This window comes from Eubacterium sp. LMAG:50 (genome assembly GCF_008680265.1).
In the GTDB taxonomy this organism is placed as follows: Bacteria; Bacillota; Clostridia; order Lachnospirales; family Lachnospiraceae; genus Eubacterium_U; species Eubacterium_U album.
Window position 1 is genome coordinate 1,112,463 of record NZ_NALP01000007.1, and the last position, 15,039, is coordinate 1,127,501.

General features: G+C 35.9%; 13 protein-coding genes. All 13 read left to right on the forward strand.

The genetic code is table 11. The features are described 5' to 3' along the window. Positions 1 to 39 precede the first annotated feature (39 nt). From CCC31_RS10130 to CCC31_RS10190, 13 genes are read left to right on the forward strand one after another with little or no spacing between them, the layout of a single operon-like run. Positions 40 to 2,391 (forward strand): type IV secretory system conjugative DNA transfer family protein, encoded by a 2,352-nt coding sequence (locus CCC31_RS10130; protein WP_290851341.1) that lies wholly within the window; start codon positions 40 to 42, stop codon positions 2,389 to 2,391. After that, positions 2,384 to 4,429: a pLS20_p028 family conjugation system transmembrane protein gene (locus CCC31_RS10135; RefSeq protein ID WP_290851343.1), complete on the forward strand. Its 2,046-nt coding sequence runs from the start codon at positions 2,384 to 2,386 to the stop codon at positions 4,427 to 4,429. Before CCC31_RS10130 ends, CCC31_RS10135 begins: the two co-directional genes overlap by 8 nt. Positions 4,430 to 4,440: 11 nt before the next feature. Then, positions 4,441 to 4,761, forward strand: a complete 321-nt coding sequence (locus CCC31_RS10140; protein ID WP_290851345.1) for a DUF5592 family protein — start codon at positions 4,441 to 4,443, stop codon at positions 4,759 to 4,761. After that, entirely contained in the window at positions 4,748 to 5,317 is a 570-nt protein-coding gene (locus CCC31_RS10145) for a hypothetical protein (protein WP_290851346.1), read from the forward strand. The genes CCC31_RS10140 and CCC31_RS10145 overlap by 14 nt, the downstream gene beginning before the upstream one ends. 11 nt (positions 5,318 to 5,328) lie before the next feature. After that, positions 5,329 to 7,248: a hypothetical protein gene (locus CCC31_RS10150; RefSeq protein ID WP_290851347.1), complete on the forward strand. Its 1,920-nt coding sequence runs from the start codon at positions 5,329 to 5,331 to the stop codon at positions 7,246 to 7,248. Between the two features lie 11 nt (positions 7,249 to 7,259). After that, complete coding sequence (locus CCC31_RS10155) at positions 7,260 to 8,507, forward strand: lysozyme family protein (RefSeq protein ID WP_290851349.1); 1,248 nt, start codon at positions 7,260 to 7,262, stop codon at positions 8,505 to 8,507. Positions 8,508 to 8,524: 17 nt separating this feature from the next. After that, a complete protein-coding gene (locus CCC31_RS10160) occupies positions 8,525 to 9,043 on the forward strand; it encodes a hypothetical protein (RefSeq protein WP_290851351.1) in 519 nt (172 codons plus the stop codon). Positions 9,044 to 9,054: 11 nt separating this feature from the next. Then, entirely contained in the window at positions 9,055 to 9,369 is a 315-nt protein-coding gene (locus tag CCC31_RS10165; RefSeq protein ID WP_290851353.1) for a hypothetical protein, read from the forward strand. After that, complete coding sequence (locus tag CCC31_RS10170) at positions 9,353 to 10,156, forward strand: hypothetical protein (protein ID WP_290851355.1); 804 nt, start codon at positions 9,353 to 9,355, stop codon at positions 10,154 to 10,156. Before CCC31_RS10165 ends, CCC31_RS10170 begins: the two co-directional genes overlap by 17 nt. After that, complete coding sequence (locus tag CCC31_RS10175; RefSeq protein WP_290851357.1) at positions 10,153 to 11,082, forward strand: DUF3991 and TOPRIM domain-containing protein; 930 nt, start codon at positions 10,153 to 10,155, stop codon at positions 11,080 to 11,082. The genes CCC31_RS10170 and CCC31_RS10175 overlap by 4 nt, the downstream gene beginning before the upstream one ends. A gap of 16 nt (positions 11,083 to 11,098) precedes the next feature. After that, positions 11,099 to 12,184 carry a hypothetical protein gene (locus tag CCC31_RS10180; protein ID WP_290851359.1) on the forward strand — a complete coding sequence of 362 codons (1,086 nt, stop codon included), beginning with the start codon at positions 11,099 to 11,101 and terminating at the stop codon, positions 12,182 to 12,184. An 11-nt stretch (positions 12,185 to 12,195) separates the two neighbouring features. Further along, the gene (locus CCC31_RS10185; RefSeq protein WP_256278788.1) at positions 12,196 to 12,345 is read left to right on the forward strand and encodes a hypothetical protein; all 150 of its coding nucleotides are present in this window, start codon (positions 12,196 to 12,198) and stop codon (positions 12,343 to 12,345) included. After that, positions 12,335 to 15,031 (forward strand): zincin-like metallopeptidase domain-containing protein, encoded by a 2,697-nt coding sequence (locus CCC31_RS10190; RefSeq protein WP_290851363.1) that lies wholly within the window; start codon positions 12,335 to 12,337, stop codon positions 15,029 to 15,031. Before CCC31_RS10185 ends, CCC31_RS10190 begins: the two co-directional genes overlap by 11 nt. Positions 15,032 to 15,039: the final 8 nt, after the last annotated feature.

Below are 15,039 nucleotides of genomic sequence, written 5' to 3' on the forward strand. Positions count from 1 at the left end.
TGAAAGTGGCAGAAGAAAATTAAAAGGTCAGGAGGAATTATGAAAAAGAAAAAAAATCCCAAAAGAGTAATGCAAATAGAAAGATATTTAAGTGATACAAGATTTATAGTGGCAATAATTGTTGGAATTGACATATTCTTTTTCATGATTTTGAATTACGTGGTTAATTCATTAATTGCCATTCCTGACATGATTAAGGATTTGGATAATCCGGGAAAATACATAGGTCTTTTTAATGTGTTACCAAACATTACAAATTTTAAGGAATACGGTGGAATATATTTCCCGCTGATAATCATTCTAATTGTTTTTTTAGTATTTTTGGATATTTATACAGCGTACAAAATGAAAATGGCGTGGTCAGAAGAATATTTTAACATTGGTCAAAAAGGTAATGAACGCTGGACCACGGATGAAGAAATCAAGGCACAATTTTTGGAAATACCGGAAAAGAACGAAAGCTTTCCGGGATATGGTGGAACGATAGTTTCAAGAATTAAGGATAAGTTATACATAGATACATCACCTGTTAACAATCTTGTCATTGGTATTACACGTTCAGGTAAGGGGGAAATGTATGTATTCCCTTCAATAGATGTATATTCAAGAGCAGAAAAAAAGGCATCAATGGTCATAAATGACATGAAGCTTGAATTATATAAAAGTTCCAAAAAAACTTTGGAAAAAAGAGGATATAAGGTATATCTTTTAAATTTTGACGATCCGATGCATTCTATGGGATTTAATCCGTTGACAGTCATAGTTAGGTTGGCGGTCAAGGGAGATTATGAAAGTGCTGAATTACTTGCCCAGGCATTTGCATTTTCAATATTTAATCCTGACGAACCAACTAACACGGACAGATTTTGGAATGATGCATCTTCATCACTTCTTGCAGCTCTCATATTGGCCCATTTGGAAGATTGTTTGAGAATGGATGAAATGGATAACGACAGAAGATATAAGATATGGACTAAAAAAAGAGCAGCATATGACGGACTTGATGATGATTTAAAGAAAAAAGCAGATAAATTATATGAGGAAAAACTAAATAAAAAGGAAAAATCAGACATTATATTAAATCCTGCAGTCATGTACTTACCGGAAGATGCAGGATATGAAAAAACTTATGAAAACGTAAAGAAAATAAACATGTATTCAATAATAAACACATTTACAGAGCTTGCAAGGATTCGTAATCCGGAAAATCCGGACATAACGGCGCTTGACATGTACTTTTCAAGACGTCCACAGCTTGACAGGGCAAAACTTAAGTATGCTGCAATTGAAATTGCCGGAGACAAGCCTAAGAGTTCGGTGTTTTCGGTTATGCTTTCAAGACTTACAACATTTACTTATGAGAGCATGGCAAAGATGACTGCAGAGAGCAGTTTTGATTTGGAAGAAATAGGTTATGGAGATAAGCCGGTGGCAGTATTCCTTGGACTTCCTGATTACGATAATTCAAAACATTTTTTATCAACAGTATTTGTCCGTCAGCTTTCACTTGTCTTATCTAAAAGAGCAAGCAGGGAAAAGAGTGGAAAGTGCAAGAGACTTGTTAAGTTCATTCTTGATGAGGCAGGTAATATGCCGGCAATAGAAGGACTTGAAACCAATATCACAATGAACCTTGGACGTAACATTAGTTATGATTTCTACATACAGTCTTATTCACAGTTTGAAAAAAAATATGGAGAAGGATATAAGACAATTAAGGGAAACTGCGGTAATCAGATATACATTCTTACAAGTGATGGAGATACTGCACAGACCTTTTCGGAAGACTTGGGAAATGAAACAATAGTTGACTTACAAAGAACAGGTGAGAAGCTTTCAACCCACAAGCATTTCATGGAAAACACACAGGAAAAGCCGTTACTTAACAAGAACCAGTTGATGCGACTTAATGAGGGTGAATGTGTGGTCAAGCGTGTAATGAGCAGAAAGGATTTAAATGGAAACAGAGTTGAACCAACACCGATATTTAATTCCGAGGAATCAGGAAAGCGATTTAAGTACAGGTATGAATACTTAACTGAAACATTTCCAAATCCGGGAGACATAGACTTATATGAAATTAACACAGCAGACAGAAGCCACATTAACCTTAAGGAGCGGGTGTGGGACTATGAAATATCAATGGCATGGCTTACACACAATATCATGGAAAATGATAAGGAAAATCCCATGATAAAGAATCTTTCTAATGCAAAGGCAGTCATGAACGCATTGGAAAGGGTATTAAATGAAGAAGAACTTAGAGAAATAAACGAAAATACGGAGCTGTCAAAACTGACGGATCTAATTTACAGGAAGGTAGATAAAAAGGATGAAAGAGATGCAGTTTTATCTCTAATTAAGATAGGAAGTGAGGCAGATAATGAATAAACCCCATAAAGGAAAAAAAAGAAAAAGAATTATATTATGTGCAGGATTTTTTACATTAATGTTTTTTCTTTTTGCGGGAAAAACAATAATGGCTGCAGGTTATTCAGACGAGGAGCTAATTAAGATATATACCGATTACAGTGACCTGTTTAAGCAAAACGATTTGGTTTCTAATGCATTCAGATCACTTGGATGTGGAGTACTATCATTCCTTGTGGTCATTGCGGATGGCGCATCAGGGCTTTTTGAAAAATCCTTTGGAATGATTGACTTTACAAAGTATCAGCCTGTTCAGGATTTCATATCAGACTGGCAGGTTGTATGGGTTGCGCTGTTATGTGCGGCCATTGGCTGGCTTGGAATTAATCTTGTTTTTAATTCGGATAAAAATCCAAAGATTGCCACTAACATATGTGTGGCCATACTTGTGGTTACGTCCATGACATGGATGGTAAGTCAGATGAACACTCTTTTAACTAAGGGTATAAGAAATGAAATATTGGGAACAACAACCACTAACACAGTGTATGAAACACTGGGGAATAATGTACATGATCTTAAATACATTGATTCTGTTGCAGGGCTTAAAAATCTTGGAAGTAAGAATGCTGATGGTGTTAAATATGCAAATGCAGGAACACCTATGAATAAAAAAATATGGAAAGCGTTAAAAATAAATGAAATCGTAAACCCTGATGATGTTAAGGATGAAAGTAAGGATATTGTGGAAAACTATAAGACTGACATTCCGACAGCAGATGGCAAGGTTAAGTCCACCATATCTGAATGCTACGATGGTGTGGCTTGGACTGATTTACTTAATACATACTACTACAGATATGAAATAGATTGGTTGGAATCATATCTTGAAATAATCAGTATTGCAATCATATATTTGTTCTTTTCATACAAGGTAGTTAGAACTCTTTACGAGGTTGTTTTTTCAGAAATATTGGCAATGCTTTATTCTCCCAATTTAACCAACGGGCAAAAAACCATTAAGATTTTGGATGGAATAAAGGACAGTTACATCATCATAGTATTATCCCTTGTGTCAGTAAGGTTATACATGATTGCAATAGAATACATATCAGGAAAAAACTGGAACGGCTTTACTAAGGGAATGTTTTTACTTTTTATTGCCTTTGCCGTAATTGACGGACCAAATCTTGTACAGAGAATAACCGGATTGGATGCCGGACTGTCTGATGGCATGCAGAAGGTAATGAGTGCATATTATGCAGGTGGAATGATGGCAGGAGCAGCAAGAGGCGCAGGACACATTGCATCAGGAGTTGCAAAAGGTGCAGGCAAGTTTGGTAAGACAATTGGAGGAGCTGTAAGAAATGGAAGTAAGAATGCAAATGTAGATGCATTAAACGGAGCAATGGGCGCAGGTGCCGGAGCAGGTGCGGCGAAAGCATTTAATGATAATAATGAACAGAATGAAAACAGAAATGAACAGAAAAACGATGAAGGAACACAGTTTAATGAGGCTAACGAAGATGTTACACAGAATGAAAATGGTGAGGCTGGCAATGGTTCTTATGTAAGTGAGGACGGTAAAGGTTCACTTGATGAAAATGCGGATGTTGCAGGCAACAAGAGAGCAATGGATGATGCGGGAATTAACGGAATGAATCCTGACAATGCAAAAGCAGATGCATTAAACGGAGTTAATCCATTAGGTGACGGTGGTTCAATGATTGACAAGACAAGCAGGATGGATAAGGAACTTGACATGGAAAATGCCACATCAACCTTTAACGGAAACGGTGAAAGAGGAGTTCTTTCCTCAAAATCTGATTTGGCAGGCAAGTATGGAAAGGCAGGAGCAAATTCAGGCTTTACTTCAAGGGCAGGAGATAACTTTGGAAAAACCGGAGCAAATAATCATGGAACAGGCACTAAGGGAAATGCCGGAATAAGTCACAATTCAGGAATGCCATCAAACGGAGGAGCAAAAAGTTCAAATAAAAAAGCTTCGGAAAGCAATGCAGCTCAAAAATTAAAGAAGGATGTTCTTAAGAACAAATAAGAGAGGTGAACATGGATAATTTTAAGTTTATAGCAATGGATGAAACCAAAAGTGAAACAAAGGTTGCCGGCAACATTTACTTGTATGACTTGTTTTTCATTTTAATATATTTTACCGTCAGTGCAATGCTTGGAACAATAGTGTCATCAGCTTTAAGAATACCTTACTATGCGTTTAATATAATATGCGCATTGTGGCTTACGATGAAAAGCCATAGCAACAAGCAGAGAAGAAATTACCAAAGCATAGTATTGTTCTTAAGACGTGACTATAGGGTTTATAAGGATATTGTTGTGGAAGATGACAGAAAGGACGCCAATGAAGAAAACTAAAACTACCAATAAAAATAATAAAGAAAATAAGATACATGTATCAGACACGGTAAAGGACATCATTGACATTTATTTTTATGATGACAAACTGAAATGCTTCATAAAAAAGGACAAGACATACATGGACATTATTCAGATTAACACAAAGGATTTGGTAAGTGCATCCAATGATGACATAGAATATGACATCATGCGCTACATAAAGCTTTACAAGATGTATGCAGACGACATAAAAATAGTGGCAATGAACTTTCCCTGCAGAACAGGTAAACAGCAGGAATATTTCAGACACAAGATACAAAACACCTCAAATGAAATCTACAAGAAATTTTTACAGAGAAGTCTTGATGAACTTGTATGGATTGAGAAAAACGACATGGTAAGGGAATATTACTACATGATCTTTGGGAAAAAGGAAGCTGACATAAAGAAAAACAGAGACTTAATGTTCAATGTTTTGGGAAAAGGCAGAAATGAACTGTTAAGTGAAATTGACAAAAATAAGAAGATACAGATTTTGGAACGTATGAACAATAAATGCTTTTTACTTAATTAGGAGAAATTAACATGATAGCAAAAAAAGAAAAGAGAACAAAAAAGCCAGAGAGAGACATGAACCTGTTAAATGAAATTAAGCCTGCAGGAGGCATTACATTTAAGGATGTTAAATACATTACCACCGGTTCAGGATATGAAGGATGCATTCACATTTACAAGTTTCCTGAGAATATTGATACATACTGGATGGCAAAGGTTTGTAACATAAACGGAACAGTTGCGTTGGTTGACATTTCAACAGATAACATGTCAGAAGTTAAGAAAAATCTAAACAAGTCAATGAAGGAGCAGGTAGGAAGAAGAATTGGAGCAAGGGATTTTGCTGAACTCTATGATGCAGACAAAAGACTTGATGAAATGAAGAGAATGTATGATGAAATAAAATCATACAACGAGGTAATAAAGCTGGTGCACATAAGAATTTTTCTTGCCGACAGAAGTTTTGAATCACTTGAAAAAAAGATTAAGAACATAATGGATAAGTTGGAAACTGATTCAGGATTTTTAACAACCATATATTTGAATGAGAGCAAATCAGAGTACAAGTCAATGACAAGGTCTTATAAAAAACAAAAGGAAGAAATGTTTTTCCCAAAGGGCCAATCACTTACTGCAACTGGTGTTGCTCATGGTGATCCATTTCATTTTTCAAGTCTTGATGATGAAACCGGGGAATTTTTGGGAACAACACCTTGTGGCGGAAACGTATTACTTGATATTTTTCAAAAAACTTCCACAAGATTGTATTATAACTTTTTGGCAATCGGAGAAATGGGTTCAGGTAAGTCAACACTATTAAAAAAACAGTTTAAGAGCAATGCCATAAAAGGAAATTACGTAAGAACTTTTGACATATCAGGAGAATTTACAATATTGACAAAAACATTGGGTGGAAAGGTAATTAAGCTTGATGGAAGCGAGGGTATCTTAAATCCATTAGAAATCCTGAAAGCCGGTGATGATGAAAACATATCATTCACCCGTCATATATCAAAGGTTAGTACATTTTATAAGTTTTTGGTCGGTGGAAGCGTTGATGCAGAGGAAATAGCAGAGTTTGAGGATGTGTTAAAACAGTTGTATTCAAGCTTTGGATTATGGTCAGATGACAGACGAAACATTCAGTGTACCGGATTACCTGCAGCAAGCTATCCAACATTTACTGATTACTTAAACTTCCTTACAGAAAGCATGGAAGTAATGCAGAATGAAAAATATTCTCACCTTGAAGAACAGGTTGTCGCTAAGACACTTTTATTAAGGGATAAGATACGTAAGGTAATTAAGAACATAGTTGATACGTATGGAACTCTTTTTGACGGTCATACATCAATTGATAACATTCTTGATGAACAGATAGTAACCTTTGACATTTCAACACTTAAGGAGCTTAAGGATGAGGTCTTTGATGCAATGATCATCAACATAATATCATTGTGCTGGGATAACTGCGTAACTAATGGAAAGTTAATGCTTAACATGTTACGGGAAGGAAAAATCAAGTTGTGGGACATCACAAGATTCTTAATTCTCATAGATGAAAGTCACAGATGGCTAAATGCAAAGAAAACGCATGCACTTGATCTTGTATCTGTTTATTTGAGAGAAGCGAGAAAATACTTTGGCGGAATTGGATTAGCCTCACAGCGAGCAGCTGACTACGTTCCTGAAGGTTCTGACAGTGATGCAGTAAACAAACTTAAAAATATATTTGAACTTACACAGTATAAATTTGTTTTCAGACAAAGTTCAAACGCAAAAAAACTGTTATATCAGATTTTTGATGGAGAGTTAACAGGAACACAGATTGAGAAAATACCAAAGCTTGAAATAGGACAATGTATTTTGTTAATCAGTGGTGACAAGAACATTGAATTTAAGGTACATCTGACAAAAGATGAGGACATGCTGTTTTCAGGAGGACTTTAAGAGAGGTATACATGAAGAAAAAAATAATTGCTACTGTAACAACCCTATGTGTGCTTTTTTTGGTAACTGTAGTAATTCTTGGAAGTGTGATATCAAGTCTTGCAGCCGTACTTTCAGGTGGAGGAGAAGAAGAACAAAACAATACGGATAATGAATTTGTTTATGAAAATTCGCCGTTATCTCCAACAGTTCTTGCACTTAAGGATGAGATTGAAAAGGAGTTAAGGAAGTATGGAAAGGAAAAATATGTTTACCTTGTCCTGGCACTTGTACAGCAGGAATCAGGAGGAAACGGAGAAGACATTTTTCAATGTTCCGAAAGCCTTGGAAAAGCTCCAAACTCAATAGACAGAAAAACATCCATTGAACATGGTGTAAAGGTCATTTGCAATCTTCTTAATCATGAAAAGATAAAAGTATCATCACCGCAGGACTTGGAACACATAAAAATTGCACTGCAGGCTTATAATTATGGCTCCGGTTACATTACATACATTAATGACACATCAGGATTTGGAAGGGACACAACAAAGGAACAGGTTCAAAACATAGGAAAGTGGACACAAAGCAATGCCCTTGCATATCAGAAGAAAATGAGTGCACAGCTTAATGGAGGCGTTGCAAAAAAAAGAACTGGAAGCTCTGCAGACATACTTGGTCCATATGCTTACGGAGACGCTTATTACGTATCACACGTATTAAGATACTACTCTGCAGATGGCAGTGATGGAGTTTCAGTAAAAGGCGGGGATGCTGCAAAGGTCAAATATGAAGACAAGCAAAAATTCATATGGGAAGGTGCTGCAGTTCCAAAAAATCAGTCAGAAGTTTCAAAATATCTCGTACCAATAACAGTCAAAATACATGACGAAAAGGGAAAGAGCACGACAATGACATTAACTGTACACAAGAAGCTTGCAGAAGAGTTTAAGGCAGTATTTGAGGACATGTACAAGATTAAGTTTAGAATAAAGGCTTCACAGACTGCAGCTTACGTTTGGAAGAACATAAGCGGTACAGGTACCATATCACAACATTCATATGGACTTGCAATTGACATTAACTGGAATGATAACCCTTGCTTTTATAACACCAACGTTGATGTGTCTAATGGATATGGTGGTTACAAGCCTGGAGAAAATAAGTTTAGTGTCACGAAAAAGGTAATCAAAATATGGAAATCACATGGCTTCTATTGGGGAGGCGATTGGTCAGGTAAAAAAGACACGATGCATTTCTCATACACGGAAAAGCCGTGATGATGGAAAGGAGATTCATGGATAAAAGAAAAGTACTTGGAATAGCAATGATTTGTATAGCAATATTCATTGCAGGCTATTATTTTTTACATCCATTGTTTAATAAAAAAGATACAGATAAGGAAGTGACCACAACGGTCGAAAGTGCGGAAATTACAACGCATGATATTCCTGAAAGTACAAGTTATGAGGAAATAACAACAATCGAGGAAACAACAGCCGAGAATGTAACGGTTGATGAGTACAGGGAAGAACATCTTGAAATGCAGAACATGGAAATAAAACTTCCAAGTGATGATGTAATGGCACTGGTTGAAAATGACGTTGACGGGCTGAAAAATGCAGTACAGGCATTTGTTAACGGATACGGATATGGAAATGCCAAGTATGCCGATTATGCAGGCGATGTTCAGATTAATACCAATGACGGCATTGTTGAAATGACATATTATCTTAAGTTTGAAAAAAGCAGGGCACTATATTTTTATGTAACTTATGACAAGAATACAAAGCAATGGACTACAAGACTTGCGTGAAAGGAGACCAAATGAAAAATAACAGAAGAGCATACTTATGCTGCAACGATAAAATGGAAGGTTTTTACAAGGGACTTTGGGATAAAAGATTAGGAGAGTACATAACAAGAGTTAAGTCCATTGATGATGCAACAGGTGTCTATGTCATTGATAAGGACAGCATCAATAAAGACAAATTAAATAAAGTATTGGAAGAAGCACAGATAAAAGGAATACGTGTATGGAATCTTAACAAGGAACTGGTTGATGAAGAGTTGGTTGAAGCACTGTATAAGGACAAACTTAATTCAAGAATTAAAGGAGCAAGCATTGAAATTGAAAGATAGAATAAGCATGAAAAGAAACAAGGATGCCATAAGATTTTTCATTATCATTTTCTTTTTTGTGGGAGGATACGTGTTTTTCTTTAGTTCTACCTATTGGATGCCAACATCTGCAGATGCATCATATCTTACAAAGATAGGAGTTACCAATTCGTGGGAAGACAGAGAGGTGACTATTAACAGATGGCAGTATTCCGAAACACAGCAATTAATGGAAATTGACCTTGATGTTGCAAACAAGTCATATGATGGCATAAACAAATATAAGTTTTCTGCCATGGACTTAAAGGGTAACAAGTTGAAATGCGATGTGATGATTGAGGAAGATGATTGGATTATCTTAAGAATATCAGGCATTCCAAAAAGATGGAGTGATGTGTCATTAAGAATGGAAATGCCTGATGTCTCTGGAGACAGACTAAAGCTCTATACGAACGTTGTTGATGTTGAAAAAGTGGCAGAGTTAAAGAGCATGGATAGAAACGGCTACATGGCACAGAAATTTAACATTGAAATATCAAACATGCAAAAGGAAGTTGAGGCAGATAATAAACAGATTGACAAGCTTAACAATGAAATAGCAGAGGTTCAGAAGGAAATTGAACGTATAAACAAGGAAAAGATATATCAGACAGATAAGGAAAAGACTGAAAGTGATTCATTGATTGCAGAAGCTAATTCGACAATTACATCAAAGCAGAAAGACATACAGGAGCTGATGGCTGACATTGATGAAATAAATAAACGTATTGACATGAAAAATAAGGAAAAAAGCGATTTGGGACTATGACAAGCAAGGAAAAATTTGATTGGATAAAAGAAAACATAAGTATTGTGGATTATGCATCTTCAATAGGTTTTACGCCTGTAAGAAAGGGTAAGTATTACAGTTTAAAGGAACATGATTCAATAATCATAGATACTCATAAAAACGTGTATTGGCAAAATTCCATTTCAGGTTATGGAAAATGCATAGGAGAGATGGGTTCAATAATAGATTTTGCCATGAAATTCTGTAACATGAGTTTTTACGAAGTTATTAAGCAGTTTGAGGGAAACATCCCAAGGGACAGTCATTGTCAGGTCAGAAAGGAAAAAAGAATTTCTGATAAAACACTGAAACTTCCGGGAAAGGATGCAAACATGAGAAAGGTGTATGCCTATCTCATTAAGACAAGGAACATAAAGTCGGATGTAGTACAGTTTTTTGTTGATAACAAAATGTTGTATCAGGATAAAAATGGAAATTGTGTCTTTGTTGGATATGATGTCAACAATGGAATGGTTCCGGTGTTCGCCTGCAGAAGAGGTACGAACACATTTAAGCCGTTCTATGGTGATGTTGCAGGATGCGATTATGCCAAATGCTTTTATGTTGATAATGAGAGCAATGTGTTGGTGGTGACAGAATCTGTCATTGATGCAATGAGCATCATGAGTCTTGTTGACAGTAATGAAAAATATAATTATTTAGCCCTTGGTGGCGTTGGAAAATGGGAAGCAATTAAGACTTATCTTGATAGGGGAAACATTAAAAAAATCGTAATTGCGACTGACAATGACAAGACAAATGACAATCAGGGCGGAATCCCATGCGCACAGCTTATGTGTTCATTCGTTAAGGAAAATTATCCTGACGTGGTGAGAAAATGGAAATTGCCGCCAAAAAAATACGGCAAGGATTGGAACGATGTTCTGCAGATGAGAAATAAATGAAACGGAGGAAAAGGCAATGATTATTTTTGTGGGAAGTAAGGAAAAAGGATATTTTTGTGAAGATGTTGCAGCTAAGTTTGACCAGGCGGTTGAATACATAGACACAGACATTCACATAGTAAATCAAATACCGGAGATAATGAACTATAAGGAAAATTGTGAATATCTTGTAGTTGATGTGGAGCAGTATGCAGATGATGCAGATGTAATCATAGATTCATTAATGAAAGTAAAGGAAGCTGTAAATACAAAGATAATCATATACGCTGTAGCATTTTCTCCAAAGTCTGAACTTCTATCAGGATTGTATTCAAGAGGAATACGTAATTACATATTTTCAGAAATGCTCAGTGACAAGAAGAAAGACCTAACCAACTGCATAAACGGTTTTTATGAGCAGTGGGGTTATGAAAGTCTGGGAATATATTTTGAGGGTGAGGATGAAGATAATGCAGAAGAAATAACAAAAAAAGAAAAGGTAAAAACGATAGGAGTTGCCGGAGCAGTAAGAAGAATGGGAACAACAACGCAGGCATTACAGATTGTTAAGTATCTTAAATTTAACGGATATAAAGCAGCTTATTTTGAGATGAATAATCACGGATTTGTAAAGGCAGTCAGGGAGTTTTACGAGGATTCACAATATGATGAGATGGAAGGACTTACAGAGTATCAGAATGTTGACATGTATTACAAGGCAGAAAGATTAAAGGAAGTACAGGACAAGGATTATGAATACATAGTATATGATTATGGCGTTTATAGCGAACATGATTTTAACAAAGTCTCATTTCTTGAAAAGGACATACAGATATTCGTTGTTGGAAGCAAGCCTGATGAATTTGAAAAGACATATGAACTAATCAAGAGCAATTTTTATAACGATGTATTTTATGTATTCAATTTTACTGCGGAAACTGAAAAAAAGGACATTAAGGAATTAATGGAAGACAAGGCAGACAAGACATTTTTCGCAGATGAATCAAAGGATCCTTTTACTTTTGGAAATTCAGAAATTTATAAGAAAATGATTCCAATAGAAAACAAGAGCGAAGAGAAAAAGGAAAAGAAATCAGGATTTTTCAGAAAAAGAAAAAAATAAGGAGGAAGACAATGGATAGCAGAACAGAAAAATTTATGAAATTAATGGAACAACTTGGGGCAGACATTGACATCCCGGATGAATTTGAGTTCGAAAAGCCTGATGAAGAAGTAATTCATGAGTGGGATGAGTTAGAAGGTGGTGGTACGGATGAAGCTTAACAGAATGCGTGAGGAAATGATTAACAGTTTTATTGACTGTCTTAAAAAAGACACCATTCCATGGCACAGAAGTTGGAGTGCTACGGAACGTCCTTACAATGCGGTAACAAATACGGCTTATCACGGAGCTAATTCATTATGGCTTTCATATAATCAGTTTGCCAGAGAATTTGATGATCCAAGATGGTGTACCTTTAAGCAAGCACAGACACAAGGCTGGAAAATAAAGCCCGGTTCAAAAGGAACAAGAGTGGAATTTTGGTCCTTATATGACACAGAGGAAAAAAGAAAACTTACTCAAAGGGAAGCAAAACAGTTATCTGATGAGTTAACACTTGAAGATTTCAAGAATAGAGTAAAACCAATATCCAATGTGTATACGGTATTTAATGGCGAGCAGATAGATGGCATTCCAAAATATGAGGAAAAAACATACGAGTTAAACACAGAAGAACTTTTACAGAAAAGAGACACCCTACTAAAAAACATGAATGTTGATTTTTCGGAAGGTGGGGACAAGGCATTTTATAACCCAAGTCGTGACAGAATAACATTACCTGAAATGAACAGATTTGAGACTGAATATGATTACATGGCAACACTGCTTCATGAAGCAGGACATGCAACAGGTCATATAAGCAGACTTAATAGAGATATGACAGGGGTGTTTGGAAGCCCTGAATATGCAAGAGAAGAATTAAGGGCGGAAATAGCATCAGCATTTGCAGCGCAAGTAGTTGGTATTGATTATCAACAAAATCAATATATGGAAAATCATGAAGCATATGTTCAGGATTGGATAAGTGTTTTAGAAAACAGTCCTAATGAATTATTTGCAGCCATTAAGGATGCAGAAAAAATTTCAGACTATCTAATAGAAAAGGGCGAATTTGGATTAGAAAAACCTGAAATGTCAAAAGATGCGTCTTTCATTAAAAGCATGGATACATATGTTGCTTTGCACAGAGAATACATTGAGGAGGTATCACAAAATAAAGAGCCGATAGTAATAAACGGTTATGGTGGGCCAGGAGCTGGCAAGTCTACAGCATGCATGGAAATTACAGCCGCCCTGAAAAAGGAAGGCTACAATGCTGAATATGTTCAGGAATATGCTAAGGAACTTGTTTATGAAAAGGACATGGAAATGTTGGATGGATCTCCGGAACACCAATATGAAATTTTAAAGGAACAGACAAGAAGAATGGATAGGCTATATGATCAGGTTGATTTTATAGTGACTGATTCTCCGGTGATGTTAAACACAATTTACAACAAGCAGTTAACACCTGAATATGAATCGCTTGTAAATGAACTGCAGGAAGAATACATTAATTATTCTTTTTTTATGGAGGGGGATGTCTCAAACTTTGAAGAAGAGGGACGTATTCACAATCTTACAGAAAGCATTGAAAAAGACAATGAAATTAAGGACATGCTTCAAAGGAATGAGATTAAATACAAAACCTACAATCATGAAAATGTTAATGAAATAGTTAATGATGCAATAGATTTTTATGAAAAAATTAACGCTGGAAAGAGTAATGAAAAAGAGGTGGTTAGGGACGCAGAAAACATTCAGTTAACCGGTGCGGAAGCTGCAAGATTTAGAATGGCCATGAAAGGGCAGGAACGTGCACTTGACATGTTCATGAATGATGAAAGCATTCCTGAATACATAAAAAATGACAGCATGGCCATAGGAAAAGAGGCTGAGAAATATTTTAATGAAGGATTAAGCATTGGTGAAGTTATCATGAATCATACACAGGACATAGATAATTCATGCAACATTTTTAATCCAGCGTACACAAAAAATCTTCTTTCAGGATTGTATGCAAAAACCAATGAGGAGTATAGAAACCTGAAGGAACTGCCTAACTTATGGAATGAAAGAGAACTAGTGGAAATATCGGAAGGATTGGCAGAACAGCTCATAAATGAACAGATTACAATAGCATCTGGAATGTTCGCATTGGATCAGGTAGATAATCCGAGAGAATTTCAAAATTATAAGAGTTCCAAGTTTTTTGTGAATGAAAACGTGTTAAAAAATGCATGTGAAAATAGCAAGGTTAATCTTGTCAAATGTGAGCAGGTTGAAACACCCGGATTTGAAACTGGAAAGTATTATACGATAAGCGAATATGATTTTATTTCGAGAGAAATCGACAGAGAATACACACAGGGAAATAAATATCTTTGGGACAGATATAAGACGCAGGAGAAGATTGATAACATAAAAAATCCGGAAGAGCAGAAATACATTACTCCAAAGACTAACAAGTTTAAACTTATCCTGAATGGGAAGGAATATTCGGATGGCATTACACTTGGAGAAGGAAAAGGCGGCATTATAAAACAAATGTCAGGAAAGGCATTTTCAGATGAAGTTGCAAGTGCCTTTAAGAAAGATGAACAGTTCAGAATCTTTACAGACAAGGTAAAGGATGTTTATGAATTTGAAAACAGCAAAGGAATACCAAAAGAGTTCAGAACAACCACGGATAACATGGAAGTAATCAATAAGGACATGTTACTTACACAGCATGAGTTAATTAGCAACATGAAGCAACCTGAAATGAAAGCACCGGAACAAAATGTCATGGATTTTTTCAAGAATACCGGTACTAAAACTAATACAAAAGCAAGGGGGATGAACAGAAGAATGGAAATAGAATTGTAAGGAGGATT